24 protein-coding genes are annotated in these 24,336 nt (G+C 44.0%); 9 read left to right on the top strand and 15 right to left on the bottom strand.

Annotation, left to right across the window (positions count from 1 at the left end):
• Positions 1-15 precede the first annotated feature (15 nt).
• From AABI20_RS04925 to AABI20_RS04880, 10 genes are all read right to left on the bottom strand, one after another.
• The gene (locus AABI20_RS04925) at positions 16-1,332 is read right to left on the bottom strand and encodes a sensor histidine kinase (protein ID WP_288846975.1); all 1,317 of its coding nucleotides are present in this window, start codon (positions 1,330-1,332) and stop codon (positions 16-18) included.
• Positions 1,316-2,014 carry a response regulator transcription factor gene (locus AABI20_RS04920; protein ID WP_047974655.1) on the bottom strand — a complete coding sequence of 233 codons (699 nt, stop codon included), beginning with the start codon at positions 2,012-2,014 and terminating at the stop codon, positions 1,316-1,318. Before AABI20_RS04920 ends, AABI20_RS04925 begins: the two co-directional genes overlap by 17 nt.
• A 199-nt stretch (positions 2,015-2,213) precedes the next feature.
• On the bottom strand, positions 2,214-2,579 hold the full coding sequence (locus AABI20_RS04915) for a type II toxin-antitoxin system PemK/MazF family toxin (RefSeq protein ID WP_047974654.1): 366 nt from the start codon (positions 2,577-2,579) through the stop codon (positions 2,214-2,216).
• Positions 2,580-2,636: 57 nt separating this feature from the next.
• On the bottom strand, positions 2,637-3,785 hold the full coding sequence (gene alr, locus AABI20_RS04910; protein WP_338346948.1) for an alanine racemase: 1,149 nt from the start codon (positions 3,783-3,785) through the stop codon (positions 2,637-2,639).
• A 2-nt stretch (positions 3,786-3,787) separates the two neighbouring features.
• Positions 3,788-4,192, bottom strand: a complete 405-nt coding sequence (gene acpS, locus AABI20_RS04905; protein ID WP_047974652.1) for a holo-ACP synthase — start codon at positions 4,190-4,192, stop codon at positions 3,788-3,790.
• A gap of 59 nt (positions 4,193-4,251) precedes the next feature.
• Positions 4,252-5,538 carry a D-alanyl-lipoteichoic acid biosynthesis protein DltD gene (gene dltD, locus AABI20_RS04900; RefSeq protein WP_338346946.1) on the bottom strand — a complete coding sequence of 429 codons (1,287 nt, stop codon included), beginning with the start codon at positions 5,536-5,538 and terminating at the stop codon, positions 4,252-4,254.
• A gap of 6 nt (positions 5,539-5,544) precedes the next feature.
• The gene (gene dltC, locus AABI20_RS04895) at positions 5,545-5,781 is read right to left on the bottom strand and encodes a D-alanine--poly(phosphoribitol) ligase subunit DltC (RefSeq protein WP_047974650.1); all 237 of its coding nucleotides are present in this window, start codon (positions 5,779-5,781) and stop codon (positions 5,545-5,547) included.
• Positions 5,782-5,796: 15 nt separating this feature from the next.
• Positions 5,797-7,008, bottom strand: coding sequence for a D-alanyl-lipoteichoic acid biosynthesis protein DltB (gene dltB, locus AABI20_RS04890; protein ID WP_338346944.1), 1,212 nt, complete (start codon positions 7,006-7,008; stop codon positions 5,797-5,799).
• Complete coding sequence (gene dltA / locus AABI20_RS04885; RefSeq protein ID WP_288846971.1) at positions 7,001-8,530, bottom strand: D-alanine--poly(phosphoribitol) ligase subunit DltA; 1,530 nt, start codon at positions 8,528-8,530, stop codon at positions 7,001-7,003. The genes dltB and dltA overlap by 8 nt, the downstream gene beginning before the upstream one ends.
• 19 nt (positions 8,531-8,549) lie before the next feature.
• Positions 8,550-8,690, bottom strand: a complete 141-nt coding sequence (locus AABI20_RS04880) for a teichoic acid D-Ala incorporation-associated protein DltX (RefSeq protein ID WP_047974720.1) — start codon at positions 8,688-8,690, stop codon at positions 8,550-8,552.
• 148 nt (positions 8,691-8,838) lie between these two features.
• Between AABI20_RS04880 and AABI20_RS04875 the strand changes: the two genes are divergently transcribed.
• The 6 genes from AABI20_RS04875 to AABI20_RS04850 all read left to right on the top strand — a co-directional run bounded on the left by AABI20_RS04875 (position 8,839) and on the right by AABI20_RS04850 (position 14,340).
• On the top strand, positions 8,839-10,056 hold the full coding sequence (locus tag AABI20_RS04875) for a hypothetical protein (protein ID WP_288846969.1): 1,218 nt from the start codon (positions 8,839-8,841) through the stop codon (positions 10,054-10,056).
• Positions 10,049-10,933 (top strand): alpha/beta hydrolase, encoded by an 885-nt coding sequence (locus AABI20_RS04870; protein ID WP_047974646.1) that lies wholly within the window; start codon positions 10,049-10,051, stop codon positions 10,931-10,933. The genes AABI20_RS04875 and AABI20_RS04870 overlap by 8 nt, the downstream gene beginning before the upstream one ends.
• A gap of 39 nt (positions 10,934-10,972) precedes the next feature.
• Complete coding sequence (locus tag AABI20_RS04865; RefSeq protein ID WP_338346941.1) at positions 10,973-11,938, top strand: TPM domain-containing protein; 966 nt, start codon at positions 10,973-10,975, stop codon at positions 11,936-11,938.
• An 86-nt stretch (positions 11,939-12,024) separates the two neighbouring features.
• Positions 12,025-12,651 carry a LemA family protein gene (locus tag AABI20_RS04860; RefSeq protein WP_047974644.1) on the top strand — a complete coding sequence of 209 codons (627 nt, stop codon included), beginning with the start codon at positions 12,025-12,027 and terminating at the stop codon, positions 12,649-12,651.
• A 244-nt stretch (positions 12,652-12,895) separates the two neighbouring features.
• Positions 12,896-13,951, top strand: a complete 1,056-nt coding sequence (locus tag AABI20_RS04855) for an AEC family transporter (protein WP_288846965.1) — start codon at positions 12,896-12,898, stop codon at positions 13,949-13,951.
• 206 nt (positions 13,952-14,157) lie between these two features.
• Complete coding sequence (locus AABI20_RS04850; protein WP_059393772.1) at positions 14,158-14,340, top strand: hypothetical protein; 183 nt, start codon at positions 14,158-14,160, stop codon at positions 14,338-14,340.
• 87 nt (positions 14,341-14,427) lie between these two features.
• Here the strand turns inward: AABI20_RS04850 and AABI20_RS04845 are convergent, their stop codons facing one another.
• From AABI20_RS04845 to AABI20_RS04835, 3 genes are all read right to left on the bottom strand, one after another.
• Positions 14,428-15,447, bottom strand: a complete 1,020-nt coding sequence (locus AABI20_RS04845; RefSeq protein ID WP_338346991.1) for a YdcF family protein — start codon at positions 15,445-15,447, stop codon at positions 14,428-14,430.
• A 153-nt stretch (positions 15,448-15,600) separates the two neighbouring features.
• Entirely contained in the window at positions 15,601-16,131 is a 531-nt protein-coding gene (locus tag AABI20_RS04840) for a DUF4811 domain-containing protein (protein ID WP_053068923.1), read from the bottom strand.
• 2 nt (positions 16,132-16,133) lie between these two features.
• Positions 16,134-17,621: an MDR family MFS transporter gene (locus tag AABI20_RS04835; protein WP_288846962.1), complete on the bottom strand. Its 1,488-nt coding sequence runs from the start codon at positions 17,619-17,621 to the stop codon at positions 16,134-16,136.
• A gap of 167 nt (positions 17,622-17,788) precedes the next feature.
• Between AABI20_RS04835 and AABI20_RS04830 the strand changes: the two genes are divergently transcribed.
• On the top strand, positions 17,789-18,361 hold the full coding sequence (locus AABI20_RS04830) for a TetR/AcrR family transcriptional regulator (protein WP_288846961.1): 573 nt from the start codon (positions 17,789-17,791) through the stop codon (positions 18,359-18,361).
• 202 nt (positions 18,362-18,563) lie between these two features.
• Here AABI20_RS04830 and AABI20_RS04825 read toward each other — a convergent pair whose 3' ends face one another.
• Positions 18,564-19,433 (bottom strand): LysR family transcriptional regulator, encoded by an 870-nt coding sequence (locus AABI20_RS04825; RefSeq protein WP_338346935.1) that lies wholly within the window; start codon positions 19,431-19,433, stop codon positions 18,564-18,566.
• A 98-nt stretch (positions 19,434-19,531) separates the two neighbouring features.
• Between AABI20_RS04825 and AABI20_RS04820 the strand changes: the two genes are divergently transcribed.
• Entirely contained in the window at positions 19,532-20,932 is a 1,401-nt protein-coding gene (locus AABI20_RS04820) for an APC family permease (RefSeq protein WP_047974638.1), read from the top strand.
• A 45-nt stretch (positions 20,933-20,977) separates the two neighbouring features.
• Here the strand turns inward: AABI20_RS04820 and AABI20_RS04815 are convergent, their stop codons facing one another.
• Entirely contained in the window at positions 20,978-21,535 is a 558-nt protein-coding gene (locus AABI20_RS04815) for an NAD(P)H-dependent oxidoreductase (protein ID WP_338346932.1), read from the bottom strand.
• A 588-nt stretch (positions 21,536-22,123) separates the two neighbouring features.
• On the opposite strand from AABI20_RS04815, the gene AABI20_RS04810 reads away from it, so the two are divergent.
• Positions 22,124-24,325: a glycosyltransferase family 39 protein gene (locus AABI20_RS04810; RefSeq protein WP_338346931.1), complete on the top strand. Its 2,202-nt coding sequence runs from the start codon at positions 22,124-22,126 to the stop codon at positions 24,323-24,325.
• Positions 24,326-24,336 lie beyond the last annotated feature (11 nt).

Raw genomic sequence — 24,336 nt, 5'->3', positions numbered from 1 at the left:
ATTTTTACACCACACTTAAAGTGGAAGGGTCACCTTAAAAATTGTTCCCTTTGGTTCATTATCGCTTACGGTTATCTTACCATTATGGGCAGCAACTATCCATTCTGCAATGGAAAGACCCAAACCAGTACCACCAGTTTCCCGGTTTCCAGTTTTATCCTCGCGGTAAAAGCGGTCAAAAATATGCTTTTTCGCATCAGCTGAAATGCCCCGGCCAGTGTCGGCAACCGAAAGTGCTAAACGTTTTTTCTCAATCGCAGCCGAAACTGTCACGGTAGCACCATCGTCCGAATACTTGAGTGCGTTATCCATTAACAGTACCAATAATTGGTGAATCCGTTTTTGATCAATTTCGACTTCCTGACGAACAGCATTGTGGATAACCACCTTTTTGTCGGAAATTTCCCCCATTTCAACGTAGGGGGACAAAATTTGCTTCAAGAACTGCCCGACATCAGTTTTTTCCCTTTCAATCTTGGTCATGTTTGACCCGGTTTTCGCCAAGGTTAACATATTATTGGTTAAGGAATTTAACCGTCTGACTTCCGATAGCGACAGGATAATGGCTTCGGACTGCTGACGAATTGTATTATCCGGCTTGGTCAGCATCGTTTCCAGCTTCCCTTGAATAACCGACATCGGTGTCCGCAATTCGTGGGCAGCGTTATTAACGAAGTCTTGTTGCTGATCCCAGGCCTTTAAGATTGGCTTCATACTTTGTCGTGCAATAAAGAAGGCAAAGAACAAGGCAAAGATAAAGGCCGAAACAAAGGACCAAACCATCACGTCCTGGAATTTTTTCAAATTCAACACAGTATCCGTGACATCAACAAAGACGTAACCATAGGTAGCCGATTTCAAACCTTGGCCATCTGGTACTAAGACCGTGTTCGGCTTGAATTTAACGGCTTGAATTCGCAGATATGTCTTATTAACGTGAACTGTCCTGGGTGCTAAGTTCAAATCACCGGTATCAAACTTCAGACCAAAACGCCTCGTTAAGACATTTTTGGAACCATTATTATTTGTCTGATTTTCAATTTCCTTCCCCTTGTCATCATAGTACAAGAAGTTTCCACGAAAATCTTCTGGCATATGACGCATAGAGTCAGCCGTCAGCATCTTTTGCTTAGCAGAGACGCCTTCATCCAACCAATTATTCCGTTGATAGTATTCCACATACTGGTTAATGACCTTGTCAGAGCTATCGTAAATCGTGAAGGTATAAACCCAAAAAATGACCCCGGCCAAAAAGCCAAAAATGACCATTAGACCCAAGGCCAACGTTGAGAAATTATCAATTTGTTGTTTGCGATTAATCAGTCTTGGCATCCGGTACCTCGAGTATAAAACCAATGTTACGGAGCGTCTTAATTAGCCCTCCCTGGCCAACTGCCTCAAGTTTTCGGCGCAGATTATTCAAATAAATATTGACCACATTAATCGTGGTATCAGAATCGATTCCCCAAACACGATCAAAAATTTGGTCACGGGTCACGATGATATTCTTGTTTTGACCCAAATAGGTCAAAATATCGAATTCCTTCCCAACTAATTTAACACTTTGACCGTGAACCTGGACACCACGATTTTCTAAGTTAATCGTTAGTTCACCGACCGTAATCGTGTTATCTTCGGAATAGACACCCGTTCGACGCAAGAGCGCCTTTACTCGAACCAATAATTCTTCCCGGTGGAAAGGCTTGGTCAAATAGTCATCGGCCCCAACGTTGAAGCCTTCAATTTTATCGTCCAAAGATGCCTTCGCCGTTAAAATCAGAACAGGGGTATCCACTTTGTCATCCCGTAGGTTCTTGATGATTTCCAGGCCATTTTCACCCGGCAACATCAAATCAGAAATAATTAAATCGTAAGGAACTTCTTTTCCTTCATATTCACCATCTTGGCCATCCGTCACCGCTGTGACATCGGCAAAGTCTTCCAAAAAGCCGACAATATTATCGGCCAGATTCTTATCATCTTCAATTAACAAGATTTTAATCGCTTTGGCCATAGTCCTTCTCCTTTGGGGCAGTCAGTGCCCGTTAAAATGTCTTATCAGTAATATTACTTTAGCAACAACAGATTAAGGTCATATTAAAAGGCCTTTACCATGGTCTAGCGAAGATGATGCCCACGTTAATCAGGCTAACAAGCGATAATCATTGCTAACGGTGGTTGACGCCTGCTAAAAGGCAATCATCTAAAAAATTTTAGGCCAAGCCAATACTAATTTTCAAGGCCTTTGCCACCGCCTTCATCAAACCATCTTGCTGGTCAATGTGGGCAATGCGGTCGCGCAAACGGTGCTTATCGATGGTTCTGATTTGTTCGGCTAAAATAATGGAATCCCGTTTAATACCGCTAATTGCCGCCGGTAGTGAAATATGTGTCGGCAACTTGGGCTTAGCCATCTTGGAAGTAATGGCAACCACAATCGTGGTTGGGGCGTTCATGTTGCCCATATCATTTTGTACCACTAAAACTGGGCGTAAGCCGGACTGTTCGGAGCCAATACCCTGTTTTAAATCGGCATAAAAAACATCGCCACGGCGAACGTTTTCATAATCTGCTGTCATGTCTATCCTCTTATGTATGGGCAATTTGCCCTATTTTGTCACTTCATATACTCATTGTTACGCTTGTTCATCTTCAATGATACGTGGAATTCGTGACCCGATTCCAGTGAGCACTTCATGCGGGATACTTTGACCATATTCAGCCAGTTCCTCAATACTGATTTTTCCTTGGCCATCTTGACCAAATAGAATCACATCCGTATTGATTGGAACAGGCTTACTCAATGAAACAATAATTTGATCCATTGTGACCCGGCCAAGGACTCGCTCTTTATGACCGTTGACCAAAACGGTCATACCCGCAAGCGTTCGATGATAACCGTCGGCATAGCCAATCGGCACTGTTCCAACCCACTGGTCTTCTTGTGCTACATAGGTTGCTCCGTAGGAAACTGCCTCACCAGCCAACAGCTGATGAACACCCCAAATTTTAGCTTTAAAGGTCGCTACCGGTTGCAATGGCAGGTCAGTTTTCTTGGCTGGATAGGCCGGATTATAACCATAAAGGGCCGAACCAACGCGAATCGTTTCGGTTGGAATTTCATCAAAATGGAAGAGTGCCGAACCAGAGTTCGCAACATGCCAGTACTTGGAATCAATATCCAAGGCCGTAACCTGTGCTAAGAAATCAGCCTTCTGCTGGTCATAGTAAGCCTGGTTTTGGTCATCTGCCGTAGCAAAGTGCGTGAAAACCCCCGCCAGTTCAAAGGCATCCTCACCCATGACGAACTGATACATCGATGACAAATCAGCCTTCGTCTTGGCACCCATTCGACCCATGCCGGTATCAATCGCCAGATGGACTCGCAAAGGTGGCAGTGACCTTTCGCTAGCTTGTAAAAGGTCTCTTGCAGCCAGTAACCAATCCAGGTTGCCAACAGCCGGTGCGAGATAGTTTTCCGCCATCACTGGTGCCAAATCAACGTTTTGTACGCCAAGGAGGACAATCTGGTCACTTTTTTTCGGTAAAACCTGACGGACGGAAAGTCCTTCATCGACCGTTGCCACAGCAAAGTCGTGAACGTCTGCTTGACTCGCCAAAACTGTCGCGGCCCATTTGGCACCATGCCCATAGGCATTGGCCTTAATAACGGCAATTAAGCGCTTGGCTTTTGCGTGAGCCATAATTGTTTTGGCATTTTGAACCAGCGCTGCTGCTGAAACGAAGAGTGCCGCTCCTCGCCTAGAAAATGGATCATCATTCATGTCTATTTCTCTTTTCTACCAATAAAATGAGCCGTGAGGCGTTGTAACCAGCCAACTCTTTCAATCGTAACAACTGTGCTAACGTAGTCGCCACTATGGGTAATGGCAACTTCAATTCGATTTTTTTGTCCAACAACCTTCATAATTGGTCGGCCTGATTTGGCATTAAGGATTGAAATATCCTGCCAAGACACATCGCGGCCAATCCCGGTCCCCAATGCCTTGGCATAGGCTTCCTTGGCTGAAAAACGACCCGCAACAAACTCTAAGTAATGCTTGCCCGTCCGCTTTTGAACCGCCTCTTGCTCAGCTGGCGTTAAGATTGTCGACAAGAAGTTTGGTCGTCTAGACAATACGCCTTCAATTCGGCTAATGGACTCCATGTCGTTTCCGATTCCGATAATCATACCTCCATTTTATCAAAAAAAAAGAGAATCAACACAGAATGTGTCAATCCTCTAACTTTTTATGAAAAGGTTTGTAGTTCTTGATCTTGTGGCTTAAAGTTCTGCCATTCCTTTGACAAGAAGTTGTTGTTGATCTTGTAGTCGTTATCCTGGTACTTACCAGACAAGAATGGATTCAAATACTGATCTAATGCCAGCCAACCACGCCAACCAATGTGAATGGTATCCTGCATGAAGAAGTCCTCCCCACCACGGCGTGACAAATCAGCAATGTTGTTAAAGCCTTGGCTTTGCAACTGATACTTAATCTTATCAACCGCCTGGTAGTACATCTTATCTGACAAACCAGTGTAAGCAGCCCAACGTTGATTAACAGGTGTAATGACGAATTCGACATCAGTATGGTTCTTGGCAAAGTTTTCCAAAACCGCCTGAAAGTATGCGTATTCAACTGATTGACGGTAGTCATAGTTGACCTGAGCATCCTTGAGCATCTTCTGGTCAGCCCAAACACGAGTACGATAGAACGAGTTCTTAATCCTAAAGCGGTTTGAACCGGTGTTCTTTTCACCCTGTTCAAAACCAATTTGGTTCAAAGTTTGCTCTTGATACTGGTTAGGCAAGTCCTTAGCATACTTCATCACTTGGTTCTTGTAGTTATGGCTTGTTTCAAAGTTTGAGAACAAGGCATCCTGTCGTGACAAAATCTTATGCTGGAAGCGCAAGGCTGATTTATCAGCTGAACTTGGACCCTGACCATCTTCTACGCTGTGTAACAGCCGGTTAAACATCGGCTTGTCACGCACCAAAGACTGCTTCAACACGGCCTGGGCCATAAATTGATCAGTTTGGCTTGGTTTGTCCATGTTCAACAACCAATCAACCACTTGTAGTGGTGAATAGAAGATTGAGAACGCATCCGTTGAGCCGGTCTTGGTGAACCACTGTGGTGAAATCACAAAGACTGCCTTCTTATGACCCAAGGCTTTGGGCATCTCTTGCATATTCAAGAAATGAACCATTGATTCAGATCCCGCCTTACCCAGCATAAATGGTCGATAAGAACGGTTATACTTTTCAGCCAAAACAGATGGATGCAAAGAATCAAAACGAGATAATTCTGATGAACCAAAGAAAGGAATATAATTTACTTTTTTGTCACTAAAGGCAGCGTCTTTAACCGCTTCCCCTTTAACGATTTGGCTTGAGAAAGAAACAGAAGCTTCTCTCAAGTCCTGCTGACTATAATGATTCAGCGGGAATGGCAGAAAAAAGACCAGGCCGATAAGTGCCAGTGCTGCAAGCACCGGGCCAAAGATCTGCCACAATTTTTTCTTGTTAGTCATGAGGTTTTATCCCAACAATGATTCTACTTTAGCAATAATCTTATTTGCTGTGTCCCAGTCTTCACGGTTAAATTCTGAAACGGGTGCTTGAATACCGAACTTGTTTTCCAGGTCCAACAACAATTCAACAGTAGCCATTGAATCCAACAACCCTGAATCAAATAGGTTTTCGTCCATTTGTGAAGACAAGTCTTCCCCAATGATGTTGTTCAAAACTTCTAATACGCCTGCTTTTACGTCCATTATATTTCTCCTCTATTAGTGGTGGAACCAGAACTTATCTAAGAATCCACAGAATACCAAGAATGTTAACATCACGAAGTTGAAGGTCAAGAAGATGGCGAACAATTCCGTGAATTTGTTATGTGGGATTTGGTCACGATGCTTCTTTTTAAAGCGCAACCAGGCGTCGTTGACAATCATTCCCGTTCCATGCAGCAAAGCATAAACGATATAATACCATGTCAATCCATGCCAAAGACCCATGACCATCATGTTGACCAAATAGCCAACATTTGAAACAGTCGTCCGGCTCTTAATCCACTTCTTACGCATCACCATGAAGGAGAAACGCATGAAGACGAAGTCTCGGAACCAAAATGACAACGACATATGCCAACGATTCCAAAAGTCCTTGATGTTATGGGCCCGGTAAGGTTGGTTAAAGTTTATTGGTGACTTAATCCCCATAACATATGATGTAGCTATGGCAAAGCGAGAATAACCCGCAAAGTCAAAGAACAAATACATACCATAGGAATAGGCCACACCAATCAACCACCAGGAAAAGCCGTGATGGTTGTCGCCCATTGCCAAACTTTGAAAGAATGGATAGACGATTTGACCGAAATAATAAGACAAGATGAACTTGTAGACAAAGCCTAAGAAGTAAGACTTGACTGCGTAGCTCAGCATGTCAATGTAGTCCGTTCGCTCTGGCACCGAACCAGCATCGCCGGCAAAGCGCGTGTAACGATCAATTGGACCTGATGACAGGGTTGGCATAAAGAGCATGAAGCGCAAAAACATGATTGGCTGAAACTCTTTAATGGCACCATCCCGCGTCTCAATAATCATCCCTGTTGAGCGAAAAGTCAAATAAGAAATTCCTAAGAAACCAAGCAGAGTGAACTCAGGCTTGAAAACGCCAATGGCACCGAAGCGCACCATTGTAATTGGCAAAATTGACAATGCTACCATTAAGTAGAAAACCCAGTTAGCATTCTTTGTTTTACGATAAGCCGAATAAAAGGACACGAGACAGAACTGCCAGATACTATAAACTAGTATCGCAATTCCCTGGTTCACATAGTGACCAGTATCGAAAATGAAAAAGATAAAAGCCAAAGAGACCAAAATCTCATACCAGACAAAGCGCTTACCAAAGTAAAGGCCAATTGCCAGTGGCGCTAAAGCCACTAGAAGGTAAAAGAAATAGGTCGGATCGGCATAGGGTTGTAGATTAGGCATTGCCATTCACCTCAGCAATCAGGCCCTTTAAGTTTACCTTACCATTTGGTGTCAAAGGCATGGCATCGCGGTAGATAAACCGTGATGGCATCATGTACGGCATGATGATGTCCTTTAAATCAGCCTTAATAGCGTTCGTCAAATCCATTGGCTTTTCAAAGTCGTTCTTCTTTGGAACAACAATGGCCAACAGTTGCTTAACTTCGCCATCTGCATCGTAGCGAGGAACGGCAGCAGCCTGTTCAACCCACTGAGACTTCAAGAAGTGCTGAGCGACTTCTTCCAATTCGATTCGGAAACCATGCAACTTGATTTGGAAGTCCACACGACCCTTGTAGTGCAACAAGCCGTCTTTGTCCATGTAACCCAAGTCACCAGTCTTATATCCTGGTTGACCGTCAACCGTTAAGAAAGCGGCCTTCGTCTTTTCAGGGTTGTTTAAGTAACCCTTTGAAACGGCTGCACCAGACAAAACAATTTCACCTGGTTCATCAATTGGCAAGACCGTTCCGTCTTGATCCATGATGGTTGCTTTCATTTCAGGTTGCATGTAACCGATTGGCAACTTGTCGTACTTGGCCAAAACTGCGTCCGTGATTTCAATGGCTGATACGGCAACAGTTGCTTCCGTTGGTCCGTAAGTATTGAAGATTCGGGCATCTGGGAAACGTTCGCGCAACTTCTTAGAAGTTGTTGCTGTCAAAACTTCTCCACAGAACAAGAACTTCTTCAAGCGAGGGTAATTTTCTTGCTTAAAATCCGGACTCAATAAAGCAACGTTGGCAAATGAAGGTGTTGAAACCCACAAGTCCAAGTCCATTTCTGGCAAAACCGTAAAGAGTTGCTTGAAGTCATCGGCAATTTCTTTTGACAATGGCTTCATCACGCCACCCATCAACAGTGAACCACCCCATGACATAACAGAAACGTCAAATGAGAATGGCGTCTGTGTCAAGACATTGTCACCATGATGCAAATCAAATTCATCAGAGAAAAGCCAGTTCAAATAAGACAAGGCGTTCTTATGTGAAATCTGAACACCCTTTGGCTTACCAGTCGTACCAGAAGTAAAGATAATGTAGTAATTATCATCGCCCAAAACCGGATGCGTTAACTCGTATGACTTCTTAGCAGTAAAGGCTGCTTGCAATTCTTCGCCCTGGAAGACAGGAACAGAATCGATTGGCAATGGCAATTCATCCAAAGCAATCACTGCTGAGGGTTGACCAATTTCCAAGATGTTTTCGATTCGATCCTTGGCAGAGTCCTTGTCAACCGGCGCATAGGCGTGGCCTGATTTTACAGCAGCTAAGAAAGCAGCTACCATTTCAAATTGGTGACCACCAAAAACCATAATTGGTGACTTGTCAGGCAAGTTTTGCTCATCTAAGTAGGCGGCCAACGAGTCAGAGTATGACTTCAAATCGCCGTAAGTATAAGTATGGCCCAAGCCATCGTAGGCAATCGCATCAGGATTTTCTACTGCATAGGCATCAATATTTTTGTAAATGTTATCAATCATTTGTCGCTTCCTCTTTATTTTAGAATTCGTTATAAATGAAGTGGCCCCCGGTGACACCGGAATAGCCGTACAGATAAATCAAGGCTAAAATGATTAAAAAATAAGCCAGGGTTCTGACAATAAATGTCACCCAGGGCTTGCTTAGAAAACGCTTGAACATCGCGTGACGCCCCCAAAATTGTTCGGTTAGTGTTATAATTATTGGCATATTACCAGTGGTATCTAGTAAAACACTTTTACTATTATAGCACAATATCTTTTCTTGCAATACCACCCCAAATCTGGGGGAAGTCTGGAGGCACTTGTACATGTTTGCAAAGATCCTAGCAAAGGTTCAACAATGGGATCGAGCTTGGGTAGGTCTTTCACCTATCAAAAATCTTTTTTCTTCCTTTAAGCAAGTATTACCTTTGGTAATCATTGATGTTTATTGGCGCTTGATTACTCGATTATTTTTAGACCCTGGCGCTTTATTCGCCACTATTTTCCATTACAAAATCCACTTTTTTAGCAATCCACAATTTTCACAAGGAGTCGGCAATGTCTTAGACTACCTAGTTGTCGCCTTTACGATTGCTCTATGGACAAAAAAGTATTTAACGGAAAAGCTTTCCGACAAGCGCGATCCAATCTTGCCGGTCACCGTTAACTTTGGTCTGGTCTTAGTTCAGACCTTTTTCACCGTTTCCAACCAGGGACAGTTGACTATCCATCTTGGACTGTGTTTACTAGTGGCCTATCTCATTAATCTGACCTACTTAGCGCTAACCAAGATTACGAAAAATCGGTTGCAAGACATGGGCTTTGCCTATCTTAGTTGGGCAGCCATCGTCTCAGTTATCGTCGTGACTATCACCTCATTCATGCCCAACATTGTGACCCAGGGGACTTACACCACCTTCTTTTCATCTAATTTTTTCGCGCATTATTATTCTTTGGCATTGGTTGCTGTTTTGGCACCAATTATGCTTGTTTTAGGAATCAGTATCCCCTTGGACTTATCAACTAGCGCGACCGATTTAGCCCAGGTGAACACAAACCTGAATGCCGTTTATCAATCAGTGATGGCCACCCTGCCACAACCACAAAATCCCTATTCTGTTTTGACCGCTTCGGCCATGATTGGTGGCGTTGGGGCAACTTTGGGGCTGGCATTCATCCTTATTTTTGCAAAAGGTAAAAAGACAAGACGACTTGGATTTTGGTCTTTGTTACCAACTTTATTTGATAGCAACCGTATTTTAGCCTATGGTGTGCCCTTGTACTTCCGGCCACTGACATTGGTACCGATGATTTTGAGTTCCCTTTTTGGTTCACTTTCAGCTAGTGTCGCCATTAAGCTTGATTTTATCCGGCCAACCGTCTTTAGTGCGCCAAATGGTACGCCTCACTTATTGCTTGGTTTCATGGCCAGTCAAACCCCATGGCGGTCATTAATCTTGGCCATCTTTGTCCTGATTGGCTCAATTTTGATCTACTGGCCATTTGTGAAAGACATGGTTAAAAGGGAGGCAGAGCATGACTAAAAGTACAAAATTCATGCTGGTCCTGACGGTCTTGTTGACCGTTGTCATTGCCCTTTTTGGTCGTGTTTGGATGCTTTCTGAGCACCAAAATGACCGGGCAATTCAAAAATCACGGATGGAACCCGTCATTTTTGTCCCTGGTTCCAGCGCAACTGTCAGACGGTTTGATGATCTCTTTGCCACAATCAATTCAGAAGACCGCGATAAAGGCACCCACTCTGTCTTGAAGGTCCAGGTCAATTACGATGGTAGCCTCACTTATTCTGGTCACGTTGATAGTTCTAACCGTCGGCCTTTTATTGTTGTTGGCTTTGAACGTAACCAAGATAATTATCCAACCATCCAAGCCGACTCAGAGGCGCTATCGAAAGTCATGACTGACTTGCAAACTCGTTACCACTTCCGGAGCTTTTCAGCCGTTGGTCACTCAAACGGTGGCTTGATTTGGACAGATTATTTGGAAAATTACTATAGTTCAACCAACTTCCACATTCGGACGTTGATGACTTTGGGAACACCCTTCAATTTCTCTGAAACCTCAACAACACGACAAACAACCATGCTTTCGGATATGATTGATGGCGCAAGTAGCCTGCCTAGTGATTTGGTCGTCTACTCGGTTGCCGGTTCAGAAGATTACACCGATGACGGTACGGTTCCCGTCCAATCCGTTCTTTCCGGTAAGTATATTTTCCAAAAGAATGTTGCTAAGTACACCCAAACAACAGTTTCGGGTGATAATGCCGGGCATTCCAAGTTACCGGAAAATCCTGAAGTGATTAACCTGATTCGTGAACTTGTCCTACAAAATCCAAATGATGGTTCCAAACTAACACCAAAAAAAGCCAAGAGTATTAGCGATGGCTTTAGCCGCTAACCGCTCATCAAGCATTTTGCTTCGTCAACTGGAGGTCTTATGATGGTTTTGCTAAAAAATAAAATTGGGCTAACCACCATTAGCCTACTGGCCCTTTTCTTCCTGGGATTACACTTTCAAACAGCTCAGGCAGAAGACCCAAACAAAATTGAACCCAGCTCAAACTTTGTTGTCACTGATAATGCCAATGTGCTTTCAGATCAAACCAAGCAAGTTATTTTAAAGCAGGAACAAACGTTTAAAAAGACCAAGGAACAGCCCCAAGTAGCAGTTTTAACTGTCAACAATACCGATGGCCAATCAATCCGCGACTTCACTAACGATTTAACCATGCGCTCGGTTTGGCACGCTGGTAAAAAAGGGCAAGATAATGGCGTTATTATTGTCTTTGCCAAGAATAACGGCGAAAATAATGTCCGCGTGGTCACAGGAACTGGTGCTGAATCCGTTCTACCAGATGGTAAAATTTATCAGCTCCTACAAGCTAACCAGCAGGAGTTAAAATCTTCGGACCCAACAGCGATTGATCGAGGGATTCGCAATCTCTTTTTACAGGTTGAAAAGACGCTACCAGCAACACCAACAAGTGGTAAGCAAAGCGCCTCAACAACCAGTGCAGTGATTAGCTTTGGCTTAGTCGCCATTCTGGCTCTCGTTATTTTCTTAGTTTGGTCCAAGATGCGTCGTTTTAGGGATGGTAACACGTCTTATTATCGCGGCGGTAATGGCAATACACACTACTTCAATCAATCACCAAATGGGCCGCAGCGTGGCCACAGTTCAGGCCTGAATTGGTTCCTAGGAGGATTGTTACTTTCAAACCTCTTCTCGGGTCCAAGACGCCATTTTGACGATGACCATTACGATCACTACGATGATTTCGGTAGTGGCTTTGGTGGCGGATCCGATTTTGATGGATCTGACTTCGGTGGTGGGTCTGATTCCGGTGGTGGGTCTGATTCCGGTGGTGGCGGTGACTTTGGTGGCGGTGGATCTGATTTCTAAAGACTGACTATGGTTGCGCCAGGATACAATCCCCGCTACAATATTTCTAATAGCGTCAAGCTAAACAACGATAAAGGATACGAATCATGACAATCATTAATGAAAAGACGCCCTTTTACAAGAAACGCGGTTGGCAAATTACGGCGATTATCGCCTTGGTCCTCATCATTCTCATTGGCGGCTTTATTTCTTCTGCCAATGGCTTGTCCCGCAAGGAACAGGATGTTGATGCTGCCACTGGTGGTATTCAAACCGCGTTGCAAAACCGCGCCGATTTGATTCCAAATCTGGTCAATGCTGTTAAGGGGGCCCAAGGACAGGAATCTACGATTTACGGTAAGATTGCTGATGCCAGAACCCAATACAATCAAGCAAAGCAAAGCTATGCAAATGCCAATGATCAAGACCAAAAGACAACGGCCATGCAAAATCAGGATAAGGCTTTCAATCTGATGGTTTCGACGATTAACGAAAACTATCCTGATTTGAAGTCCTCTGACCAAATTCAAACTTTGATGGTCCAACTCGAAGGTGTTAACAACCGTGTGACCTACGAGCGTAAGGTATATAATAAGGCTGTCCAAGACTACAATAACAAAGTTGTGTCATTCCCTAGTTCTTTAGTGGCATCTATGACAAACCATCATAAGTTCAACTACTTCACTGCAGACAGTACTGCCCAACAAAATCCAACCGTTAACTTCAGTAAATAATCTTGAAGAAGACAGCAGAAAGCCCCAACCAGTAATGGTTGGGGCTATTTTGTCTCTCATAAAGAATACTATTATTATACAAGAACTTCGATAATCGAACAATCTTTTTGGCCATTTCTTTTATTTCATTTTGTTACAATTCTGTAAGTTAATTTTTCTAACTAGAGAATTGTTCCAATCTAATTTTAATGATAGACTAATAAATAAATCGTTTGTCGCCACAAGTTGGCACTGGGAGGTATAAATGTTGATTAGCTCTGCTCTTGAAAAAACGCTTACCAACACTTCGATTATCGCTGCGATTGTCGAAACCTTAGGGACCATCCTCTTAGGGTTTTGGCTGCGTAAGCGGCGAACCCTTAGCCAAGATGCCGTCAAAACTTTGACGAGCATTACCATGACAATCGCCCTGCCCCTCTTAGCTTTTACAGCTTTTCTGACGCCGCTAAATCATCAAACCCTCGTCCAAAGTATGGATGTTCTGATTTGGGGCTTGATTATCTACGTCATTTTGATTGTCACGATGCCCTTTTTATACGGTCGATACGACAAAGACCAACGCGACGTTTTAGGTGTCTTAACCGCCTTTGGATCAACAACATTCTTTGGTATGCCAATCGCCGGTGCTGTCTATGGCGCTAAGGGGATAATGTATGCTTCCGTTTTCAATATTGGCTATCGTATCTTCTTGTACTCCTACGCCTACATCAAAATGTCCGGGGAGCAGCTACGCGGTGAACATATCAAAAAGATGCTTGTTAATCCGATTGTCATTGCGACCTTCCTTGGTCTGATTCTCTGGGTTAGTCAAAACTGGATGCCTCAAATCAGTATCAGCACTGCCGGTAAAACTAGTCAGGTGGCCTTCTACCGCCTCGATGTGACCGTCCCTTGGCTCTTTGCCTGGATGAAGCTGTTAGCCGGCCTAGCTTCACCATTAGCCTGGTTAGCCATTGGAGCCAACTTGGCTCAGATGCCCTTCACAGATGCCATTAAAAACCACACTGCCTGGTACTATTCCTTTAATAAAGTCATTATCGTCCCAATCATCATGGCTGCCATTGCCATCTTGGCAAATACTACCCATATTTTGCCCGTTGACCAAGTGGCCATGGCGACAATGGTCATTATGATGGCGACCCCCGTTGCCACCGTGGCAGTCAACTACGCCATGGCCTTTAATCATCAAAGTTTACTGGCGGCCAATACCTCGCTGATTTCGACAATTTCAGCCACAGTGGTCTTACCGCTCTGGATTATCATTGTGCAATTTTTAGGCGAATTGCCCGTCTTCAAATAACAAAATAGCAAAAAAGAACCATTATCATGGCTAATCATCAAATTAATCACCTTTGGTGGTCAAAGCATCATCGTCGCTAACCGGCTGTGTTCAGGGCGATTGTTCTGATGATAACAAAAACAACAGGTTGGGCAGATTGTCTCTTTTTCAATCGACCATTAATCGGTATAATGGTCCTTATTGAGGAGTTGAAAGGAGCCAAAATCATGGCCATTGTTGGATTACTCGTCGTCGCCTTTGCTTTATTAATCATCTTATTTGCGGCCGCTCACGGCTGGAAACTGTTCCGTCAAGGAGACGTCAGCATGCTCCCACTACTTGGAATTGCTGCCTTCCTTTTTCTAATCGGGCTCATCTTTATTATTTATAATTTGATGACGCTTCACTAATTTAAGAAAATCAGATTCAAACTAGCCCCAATCATAACGCTACTAAAAACGATAGCCACTGACCAGAGATCAGTAACTATCGTTTTTTTAAAAGGCAATCAAATAAGCAAGAAAGGCCTCAACGACCAAAAGCAAAAAGGTAATTAAACGGTAATAGGAAAGAATTCCGACGTATTCTCGAATCAAGGCCGTTGGCAAAAAGTACAAAGAAGTTGGCGCCCCAATTCCCTGAGCCGAAAAACCAATCCGTTTGGAATACAGACTAGCCCGCATAACATGGTAATTGCTGGTTGAAAAAAGAATCTGCGGTTGACCAGTACGACCTGATTTTTCCCAGTCTGTTAAAATCTTTTCCTTTGAAAACATAAAATTCTCAAAGGTATTGCGCGATTTATCCTCCAGGATAATATCTTTTTCCGGCACACCAACTTCGAGCAAATACTTCCGCATAGCATCTGCTTCAGATGTACTTTCATCAGACCCCTGTCCTCCGGAAACCACAAACTTTGGGCGTTTTCCTTCTTCGGCCTGACGGTAATAGGCCAAGGCCCGATCCACTCGACTCTGGAGCAACGGCATGACCCGCCCACTATGGATGTAGCTACCCAGCACAATGATGTACTCAGCCTTCTTCGTCGCTGGCAATACCTGGTACAAAAGTGAATAACCCAGGTAACTGAGAAACAGCAAGAAGAAAGTATTGCAGACGAGCAGTCCCAGTGTATAGCAGAAGAAAAGAAAACGACCATGAACTTCCCCAATCAAAAAGAGCAAATAAAAATCAATGCCCATCGTGACTGCCAAGAAGAGCGCTAATTTAGCGGTAAAACTCTTCCCTTCCTTATGGGAAATAATATTAGTATTGCGCGCCAGCCAAAAAATAGCGAAGGCAATCACCGCAATTGGCAATAAGATGACTAAGACATTCATCACCGGTATCTGTTTGTCTAAGACATAACCAGCTAACTTCAAATAAAGCGCTATTACCGTCAGCAGCAACGAAAAAATCAGTAAACTTCCAAAAATGAAGTTCCGCTTATCAATGGCAACGGCGACGACTGCCACGACCACAAGAGCTAATAATAAATTAATGAATGGTGTCAGCATTTCAGCCACCCTCTTTACACTTTTATTTCAATTATAACAGAAATTAATGGCAAAATAGAAAAAGCACCCGGAAAGCAGAATCCGAGTGCTTGGAGAGAAGAATAAATTAAGCAGAAATGTATTTTTTAAGCGTAAGTTAACTTTAAGCGTCAGTTACTTAAGGACAACTTGCCAGCTAGTAGGCACTTCTAGAGTGTGTACTTCCTTGACCAAGTTATCTTCTTTATTTTGCTTGAACAACCACTTGTAAGTATGGTTCTTGTAAACCCACTTCGTTGTCACCGTCTTAACCTGGGCAGTTTGAACATCAGCCTTCGTATAAGTAGCTGATTGCTTAACTGATTTGACAATGTCACTTGTATCTGGCGCAAAGTGAGCAGTTGCTTCCTTGTCCGTTGCTTGGTCCTTATAGACCAAAACGTAGTCGTCAGTACCAATCTTCTTAGCAGCAGCCATGCCGACAGGCATCTGAGCCGGTGCAGCAGAGTAAACTTGCTTGGTAGCAACCGTTGTCTCCTTCTTCATCCCATAATGAGAATCCATGTTAGCAGCCAACAAAAAGATTGATGCAATCATCGCTAATGAGAAGATTGTCCCAAAAGTGGCCTTCAAGGCCTTTGATGAAATCAGGAACCAACTAGCAGCAGCTAAGGCAACAAAAATCGGAATAATTACCAAAATCATGATTATGCTTCCTCCTTGTCTTGCTTAATAAAGAATGACAAGATGAAGCCGAGAACGGCGAAACTAAGACTGATCATAAAGGCAATCTTGAAGCCGTCCAAGGAAGCATCCAGCATCTTGCTTGCATAACGCAATGGTTCTGTAAGCTTCATATGGTTACTTGGTGTGTTGTTGTTGATAACGTTTTGAACAACTGAAGTCAACAAGGCAACCACAACAGAGTTAGCAATCTGACGCAAAGTGTTGTTAGCAGCAGTACCGTGAGATGTCTTTTCATCAGGCAAAGCGGCCATGGCCTTAGTTGTCATTGGCATCATCGCCATGGCAATTCCGGCCATTCGAACACCGTACAAGACACTAATAATAATGGTTGGTGTTTCAGGGGTTAAGAACAAGAATGGGAAAGTTCCCAAACCAAGGATGGCAAAACCAACCATGCCTAAGGCCTTGGCGCCAACCTTGTTATACAAGGCTCCAGAAATGGCACTGAAGACACCCATCAACAAGGCTCCCCAAAGCAAAGTCAATCCAGAATCAAAGGCTGACAAGCCACGAACGTTTTGTAAGTACGTTGGCAACATCATTTCGACACCGAACATGGCCATCATGGCCAAGATTCCAACGATAGATGGAATGGTAAAGTCCTTCGTCAAGAAGACCTTAACATCCAAGAATGGGTTTGACAATTTTAACTGACGCCAAACGAAGACAACGATGAGCAAAACACCTGCAAAAATTGGCAAGAGAACGTTTGGCACGTTCCCCCAACCGTGTGAACCAACGTTGGTGAAGCCCCACAAGAAGAGACCAAAACCAATCGTTGAAAGAATCAATGACAAGAAATCCAACTTAACCTTCTTAGTTGGAATGACGTTCTTCATTAAGAATGGTGTCAAGACCAAGGCGATTCCAGTGATAATCAAAGGAATCAAGAAAGTTGAACGCCAGCTATCTGACAAGGTGAAGCCCAAAATCGTGTGATCTTGCTTCAAAATCCAACCTGACAAAGTTGGGCCGATGGCTGGGACCATTCCAATAACCAATCCCATCGCACCCATGGCTGCGCCTCGTTCTTTAGGCTCATACATGTTCAAGATAACGATTTGCATCATTGGCATCATGATTCCAAAGGCCATGGCTGAAATAATCCGGCCAACAATGAAAATCCACCAAGATCCACTATTTTCTGGTGTGGACATCGTCACCAAGACACCAATAAAGAGTAATCCATAGGCAACCATGTGTAAGATTTTGGTTGGAATTCGGTTAGCTAGGTAAGCTGACAATGGCACCATCATCCCGTTAAAGAGAAGGAACCATGTCGTTGCTTGTTGAGCTGTCGACAAGTTAATGTCGAAAGCCTTCATTAGGGAAGGAATGGCCGTCCCCAATGATGTCTGCATCAACGCACCGGCGGCCATTGCAATCATCATGACCACAACGACGAGTGTTCGATTGTAAGTTCGAGTATTTGTTTGAACTGCTTCCATCGTTATTTCCTTTCATGGTACAATTTGTACCAGTTGCTTTGTGGAACATAGTGTAACAGTTAGATTTAACTGAGTCAACCTGTTTCACTAAATTTATTTATTTGCTATAATGTTCTTAGAAAAAAGGAATTTAATCACAAAACGACACTTGTCGTGGAGGAACCTAGATGAAATTTGGCCAACAAGAAAATATCCGAGTTAAGCAACAAATTGTGGACGGCTTTTTTGAGCAATTAAAGGAACAGCCTTTCTCAGAAATCCGCGTTGCACAACTCATTAAATCAGCTGGGGTCGCGCGCGTCAGCTACTATCGCAACTTTGACAGCATTGAAGATATTTTGACCTTTTACTTAACCTGCTTGGTTACCCAGCACCACGAGCAAGAAAAAAAGAGCCCGATTCCCCATAATCGCACCCGGGAAACCATGAAAATGCGCTTCACTACTGCTTTCGTTGCTTTCAAAAATCAAGAAGAGCGCTTTATGCTATTAATCGACCGAGGGCTTTCCAGCCATATTTATGAATTCTTTGTAGATTTTGGTGAAATTATCAAGGCGAAGCATCCGGAAAAGAAGAATCACTTTACTTATAAGCACATCTTTGTTTTTGGTGCCTCCTTTCACGTGATGATGGCTTGGTTGCAAAACGGGGCCAAGGAAAGTCCAGAAGAAATGGCTGATTTTTTGGTCAATACGTTGCCGGATAGTTTTTTCGATAATCAAAAATCCGTAAAAGAATAAACCAATATTTTTTTCTATCAGAAGCCAAACTTATCAAAAATGTTGGCTTCTTTTTTTGCACCTTTAAAGCCACAATAGTCCACAAAAAAGCACCCGGAAAGCAGAACCCGAGTGCTGTTAGAGATGTATTTGAAGACATATTGTGAAAGATAACGCTAATTTAATGAGAAACAAAAAGAAGATTTTCCAGCGCACGCCACTTTTAAATCAGTTCTTGCTGGTTGGCCGTTAAAAAGTCCATAAAATACTGACTGGCAATTGGCAGTGCTTCTTTCTCCCGGTAAGCGATTGCCACCGGGCGCTTGACCTGTGGCAAAACTGATTTTGTCACCACGTTAAAATTAGTTCGACTAGCCACTAACTCAGATAACATACTGATACCTAAGCCCGCCTCAACCATGGCCATAATCGTGTAATCGTCTTGGATACGGTAGCGAACATTGGGCGTTAGGCCAACCTTGCGAAAAGCCTCAAGTGGTTCGCTATAGCCCCCACCTTCGACTAAAATAAAGGGCTCTGCTGTCAAAGATTCGATCGGCACTCGGTCTAATTTTACCAGTGGGTGATTCGCCGGAAGAAAGGCCTTCATCTCGGTGGTATGGATAACTCGCTTAGCCAAGCCATCCCCATAGTCGGCCGTCATGAGGCCAAAATCAACGGTCCCATCCTGAATCCAATTCACAATGGTTCCATAATCACCTTGATGCAAAACAAATTCAATCGCCGGGTAGCGTTCTTGGAACCGTTTAAAGAGGTCTGGCAGCCAGTAACAACTAACACTCGTAATCGCACCAATTCGAACAGTCCCCGTTTCAAGACCTCGAATTGCCCCCGCCGTTTCTTGCAAGATTTGGTATTGGCGCAACGACCGCTCAATATAGGGATAGAGCTTTTCGCCTTCTGGGGTCAGTTGAACACCTTGACGCGAACGCTTTAACAATTGAATGCCAAACTCATTTTCAAGGCTGGCCACCATCTGGCTGACCGAGGACTGCGTATACCCCAACGCTTTTGCAGCTTTAGTGAAGCTATTCATCTGGAGAATTTTTTCTAAAACTAGTAAATGGTTCATCAATCGTTTTTCCTAATACAACTATATGATTTATTAATTGTACTTATCATATCATTTCTTCTATAGTAAAAAAGCTAGAAAGAAATATTTGAGGTATCATTATGAACATTTTCAAAAAAGAATCAGTCGCTAATTTTCTAAGCGCTGATGCTCGTCTCCAAAAAACATTAACCGCCAAGGACTTGATTGCCCTTGGCATTGGTGCCGTGATTGGTACCGGTATTTTCATCCTACCCGGTCACGAAGCTGCCAGTCATGCTGGCCCGGCCGTCGCCATTGCCTTTTTAATCGCCGCCCTCGTCTCTGGTTTGGTCGGCATGGCCTACGCGGAGTTTTCTTCCGCCATGCCGATTGCCGGTTCAGCCTACTCCTTTGGTTCCGTTATCTACGGGGAATTTGTTGGCTGGATCTTAGGATGGTCACTGATTTTAGAGTATTTTTTAGCTGTTTCAGCAGAAGCAACTGGCTTTGCGGCCTACTTTAATCACAATATTTTAGCAAGCTTTGGTCTTAACCTGCCAAAGGCCCTGCAGGCCAGCCCAATGGAAGGCGGTTTGATTAACTTCACCGCCGTCGCGATTGTCTTGATTATTGCCGGAATTCTCATGATGGGAACCGAATTATCAAAGAAAGTCGAAAACTTTGCCGTCATTGTCAAAGTAGCCATTATCATTCTCTTTATTATTGTTGGCTTTTTTTATGTCAAGACCAGTAACTACGTGCCTTTTTATCCAAAAGAGTTTCACAGTGTTCCCTTTGGGATGGGTGGCATCTTCACGGCAGCGGCAACGGTTTTCTTTGCCTTTATTGGTTTTGATGCCCTCGCATCCAATTCAGCCGAAACCATTAACCCCGGTAAAAACGTCATTAAAGGCATTTTGGGAACCGTCATTATTGCCGTGATTCTCTACGTCGCCTTTTCCCTAGTTTTGACCGGTATCGTCAACTACAAAGAGCTAAATGTCGATGACCCCGCCGCCTACGCACTTCAGGTGGTCCATCTGACTGCCTGGAATAAACTCATTACGATTGGCGCCCTCTTTGGGATTTTTACCGCAATGGTCACGATGTTTATTGGTGGGTCACGCCTCGTTTATGCCCTTGGGCGCGACGGTCTTTTACCTAAAAAATTAGGTCAGGTGAGCCAAAAGCATGCAGTCCCAACCAATGCCGTTTTAATTGCAACCGTGGTCCAAGCAGTTTTTGCTGGGCTCGTTCCACTGACTCAATTGGCTTCCCTGATTAACGCCGGAACATTGATTGCCTTTACCTTTATCTCTTTTGGTATTTTAAAACTCCGTCGTCGATCAGATATTCAAAATACCGGTTTCAAAATGCCCTGGTATCCATTTCTGCCAATTTTGGCCGGACTGTGCAGTATTTTCTTTATTGTGATGCTGCCAGACATTACCAAGGTTTCTGTCGGTATTTGGCTCTTGATTGGCATTGCCGTCTATTTCACCTACAGTGTCCGTCACTCCAACCTACAAAATCAGTAACAGAAAAGGGACTTGCGTCCATCAACGCAAATCCCTTTTTTTAATTTAATCAATTGTTGCCGCACACCTTTCAATGTATGCTTCGCGGTCTTTTTGTGTCACACCTGAATCCATGTGGCCCAAAACATAAGCTTTGTTCAACTTAATTCCTGTGTAAGCAAAGATTCCTAACTTGTAACGGCTGACGACATTACCAAACATCTTGTAGTACCAGCCCCCAAAATTAGAACTCGTAAAGACGTCCGCCTTCTTGCCCGTCAAGTGCTTAACGATTTTACCGTTACGACGGTTATAGGCAAAGCCAGGAGTGAAGACACGGTCGATCATCCCCTTCAAAACGGATGGTTCTGCTGACCACCAAACAGGGAAGAAGAATGAAATTCGATCCGCCCAGGCAATCTTTTCTTGGACTGCCTTGGGGAAACTTTCATCTTCCATATGTTGACGGTAGCCATAGCGTAAGACGCTATCAAAATCAGCGGTCGCTAGGTCCACAATTTGGACTTCATGGCCCTTTTCTTTTGCCACCGCTGCAAAGTTCATTGCATTAGCATGAGTGAATGATTCTTGGTCAGGGTGACCCTGAATAATAAGCATTTTCATGGTGTTTTTCCTTTTCGGTTGGGATACCCACTCGGGTATTCGTTATTGCGCCATATAACCCGTATTATACTATCTTTTCGGCAAACGATTTTTATTAAATACAACCATCATGGCCGCTTCCTTACTGACTTTAAAAAAATTTTGGACTGTACGGACACATCTTGACAATTTTTGGTCAAAAGTCCATACTTCTTTACAAGAATACCGGAGGCGTAAAAATGACTCAAACATGGTTTCTCAACCACTTGACTCCCCTTGTTAGTGGCCGTCTGATGGCCAACGCAAAACGGCTATCTGCTGTCCATGTTTCTGCTATTTCCAAGACAAAAACGCCTGCAGACTGCTTTTTTATGATGTTTGCTGTCCGATTCTTATTTCCTGTTATGCAGCTTAATCAAGGCCAAACTTTGGGCTTTTGCTATCAGTGTTAGAGACTGTCAATTTTTTGATGGTCTTTTTATTTTTTCATTTATCCAACAGCGGATTTTGATTCGTTGGATATTTTAATATTCACTTGATACTCACTTAATCTTGATATAGCGCTTTAGGCCTACACTATTTTTATTCGAACGAAGGAGGTCCTCGCTTTTGCGATCAAAAAGGATATACAAACTTGATTGGTACCTTGTCGGCATACTGATTCTCAGCGCTATTTTATATGGCTGGGGTATCTGGGATGCAGGCAGTGCCAACAGTTTCTACACTGCAGCCATCACTTCCATGACAAAGTCATGGTCAAACTTCTGGTACGGGGCATTTGACCCAGCCGGTTTCATCACAGTGGATAAGCCACCTGTAGCGCTTTGGTTCATGGCCATTTCCGCTAAAATCTTCGGCGTTCACGGTTGGTCTGTTGTCCTCCCAAGTGTTTTGGCTGGAATTGCCTCCGTTTACCTGATGTATCGTCTCTTAGCACCAAAGTTTGGTGTCTGGGCTGGACGGACGGCCGCATTATTCATGACATTGACGCCCACTGTTGTTGCCAACAGCCGGACAAACAACATGGATGCCATCTTAGTCCTCTTCCTTCTGTTAGCGGTCTTCACATTACAAAAGGCTGTGAACAAGAGGAATGTCTGGTTAGTCATGTTGAGCTTTGCTCTGATTGGTGTTTCCTTTAACATCAAGATGCTCCAAGCCTTCATGATTTTACCAGCCATGTTCGCCTACTACATTGTTGCCATCAAGATTCCTTGGAAAAAGAAGATTGGCTGGTTGGGACTCGCACTCGTTTCCCTTTCCGTCTTCACCTTGGCCTACCCAATGGCAGTTGATTCAGCAAGCAAGAGTTCGCGTCCTTATATTGGTAGTTCTCAGACTAATTCCTTGATGGAATTGGCCTTTGGCTACAACGGGACCCAGCGTTTACTTGGGCAATCAACTGGTACTGGTGGGACATTCTCTGGTATGGGAACAACTAAGACTTCTAAGTCTTCAAAATCCGCAACTGGAACGAACCAAATGGGCCAGGCTCCGACTACAGGAACTGGTACAACTGGTCAGACCGCTAATGGTCAAAATCAGACCGGAACACAAACTGGTCAGACAACAAACGGTACTGCACCAACTGGCCAAGCTCCAACCGGTATGAATGGCAAGAAGCCAACCGGTAAGATGGGCAAGATGACTGGTCAGCCTGGTGGTAAGACTGGTAAACATGGCGGTATGGGTGGTGCTGGAAGTGCCTTTGCCATTGGTTCTATCGGACCATTCCGTCTCTTCCAGTCAGATCTTGGTTCTCAAATAGGTTGGTACCTCCCATTAGCCTTCCTTGGCCTTATTGCTGGTTGGCTTGGCTTCCGCAAGCGCGGTAGCAAGTGGTACCACGTTTCAAGTGAACAAGAAGAAGTTCTCCTCTGGGCCGGCTGGTTCGTCCCTGTTTACGGCTTCTTCTCAGTCGCTTCATTCTTCCACCCTTATTACACCATCATGTTGGCCCCAGCCATTGCCGCCTTGACGGCTATCGGTGTCGCTGCCGTTGCCAAGATGATGAAAGTCGATGCCAACAGTGAAGATGAAACCGTTGACAAGACACAGCCATTCGTTGCTCGTATCATGCTTAGTGTTGCCGTGATTGCCACGCTACTCCTACAAGCTTATTACGTTTCTTCTTATTACCCAGTGATTACCGGTATCCTGATTGTACTGGCCGTTGCCCTCGGTGTCTGGTGGCTCTTCCCACAAAAGACAGCAATCAAAGCAAAGATTATTGCCACAGCTGTTTCAGTCTTGACAATGGGTGCCTTCTGGGCAGCCACACCAACCATCACCCATACTTCAGCAGCTATTCCAGCTGCAGGTCCATCCCTCTTCAGTCGTGGTGGTACCGATATGGGTGGCACTGTGAACAAGAAGCTCTTAGCCTATACCGAAAAGCACCAAGGTTCCGCTAAGTACCTCTTTGCCACAACCGATTCAAACTCAGCTTCTGGTTACATTATCAAATCAGGAAAGGCTGTCATGGCTCTTGGTGGTTATAATGGTACTGATCCAACGATGACTTTTAAGCAATTTAAGCAACTCGTTAAGGATGGTAAGTTGAAGTACTTCGTCCTTGGTTCCCGTAGCAAGAGTTCTGATGGTCAAATCAAGAAGATTCTGGCCTGGGTAAAGGAAAAGGGTACAGTTGTCACTTATGACTCAAGTTCAAAGTCTACAACGACAGCTGCTAGCCAAACAACAGCGACAACCGCTGGTGGTCCAACTGCAGGTGGCATGACAGCTGGTGGTCCAACGGGAATGGGTGGCTCTTCAAGTTCTACTCTGTATGATTTGTCCTCAATTTATTAAGACGAAAGGAG

This window comes from Fructobacillus cardui (genome assembly GCF_963580785.1).
GTDB lineage: Bacteria > Bacillota > Bacilli > Lactobacillales > Lactobacillaceae > Fructobacillus > Fructobacillus cardui.
Note: the sequence above shows the minus strand (reverse complement) of the source record. Positions and strands in the feature narration are given on the sequence as shown.

What these genes read in the sequence shown, in the direction of transcription:
- AABI20_RS04865 (WP_338346941.1), top strand. Translation starts at nt 10,973, where the DNA reads ATGATGGTTTTGCTAAAAAATAAAATTGGGCTAACCACCATTAGCCTA.
- AABI20_RS04830 (WP_288846961.1), top strand. Translation starts at nt 17,789, where the DNA reads ATGAAATTTGGCCAACAAGAAAATATCCGAGTTAAGCAACAAATTGTG.
- AABI20_RS04850 (WP_059393772.1), top strand. Translation starts at nt 14,158, where the DNA reads ATGGCCATTGTTGGATTACTCGTCGTCGCCTTTGCTTTATTAATCATC.
- dltC (WP_047974650.1), bottom strand. Translation starts at nt 5,781, where the DNA reads ATGGACGTAAAAGCAGGCGTATTAGAAGTTTTGAACAACATCATTGGG.
- dltD (WP_338346946.1), bottom strand. Translation starts at nt 5,538, where the DNA reads ATGACTAACAAGAAAAAATTGTGGCAGATCTTTGGCCCGGTGCTTGCA.
- AABI20_RS04870 (WP_047974646.1), top strand. Translation starts at nt 10,049, where the DNA reads ATGACTAAAAGTACAAAATTCATGCTGGTCCTGACGGTCTTGTTGACC.
- alr (WP_338346948.1), bottom strand. Translation starts at nt 3,785, where the DNA reads ATGAATGATGATCCATTTTCTAGGCGAGGAGCGGCACTCTTCGTTTCA.
- AABI20_RS04920 (WP_047974655.1), bottom strand. Translation starts at nt 2,014, where the DNA reads ATGGCCAAAGCGATTAAAATCTTGTTAATTGAAGATGATAAGAATCTG.
- AABI20_RS04845 (WP_338346991.1), bottom strand. Translation starts at nt 15,447, where the DNA reads ATGCTGACACCATTCATTAATTTATTATTAGCTCTTGTGGTCGTGGCA.
- acpS (WP_047974652.1), bottom strand. Translation starts at nt 4,192, where the DNA reads ATGATTATCGGAATCGGAAACGACATGGAGTCCATTAGCCGAATTGAA.
- AABI20_RS04925 (WP_288846975.1), bottom strand. Translation starts at nt 1,332, where the DNA reads ATGCCAAGACTGATTAATCGCAAACAACAAATTGATAATTTCTCAACG.
- AABI20_RS04915 (WP_047974654.1), bottom strand. Translation starts at nt 2,579, where the DNA reads ATGACAGCAGATTATGAAAACGTTCGCCGTGGCGATGTTTTTTATGCC.
- AABI20_RS04860 (WP_047974644.1), top strand. Translation starts at nt 12,025, where the DNA reads ATGACAATCATTAATGAAAAGACGCCCTTTTACAAGAAACGCGGTTGG.
- AABI20_RS04835 (WP_288846962.1), bottom strand. Translation starts at nt 17,621, where the DNA reads ATGGAAGCAGTTCAAACAAATACTCGAACTTACAATCGAACACTCGTC.
- AABI20_RS04855 (WP_288846965.1), top strand. Translation starts at nt 12,896, where the DNA reads ATGTTGATTAGCTCTGCTCTTGAAAAAACGCTTACCAACACTTCGATT.
- dltA (WP_288846971.1), bottom strand. Translation starts at nt 8,530, where the DNA reads ATGATTGATAACATTTACAAAAATATTGATGCCTATGCAGTAGAAAAT.
- AABI20_RS04840 (WP_053068923.1), bottom strand. Translation starts at nt 16,131, where the DNA reads ATGATTTTGGTAATTATTCCGATTTTTGTTGCCTTAGCTGCTGCTAGT.
- dltB (WP_338346944.1), bottom strand. Translation starts at nt 7,008, where the DNA reads ATGCCTAATCTACAACCCTATGCCGATCCGACCTATTTCTTTTACCTT.
- AABI20_RS04875 (WP_288846969.1), top strand. Translation starts at nt 8,839, where the DNA reads ATGTTTGCAAAGATCCTAGCAAAGGTTCAACAATGGGATCGAGCTTGG.
- AABI20_RS04880 (WP_047974720.1), bottom strand. Translation starts at nt 8,690, where the DNA reads ATGTTCAAGCGTTTTCTAAGCAAGCCCTGGGTGACATTTATTGTCAGA.
- AABI20_RS04825 (WP_338346935.1), bottom strand. Translation starts at nt 19,433, where the DNA reads ATGAACCATTTACTAGTTTTAGAAAAAATTCTCCAGATGAATAGCTTC.
- AABI20_RS04815 (WP_338346932.1), bottom strand. Translation starts at nt 21,535, where the DNA reads ATGAAAATGCTTATTATTCAGGGTCACCCTGACCAAGAATCATTCACT.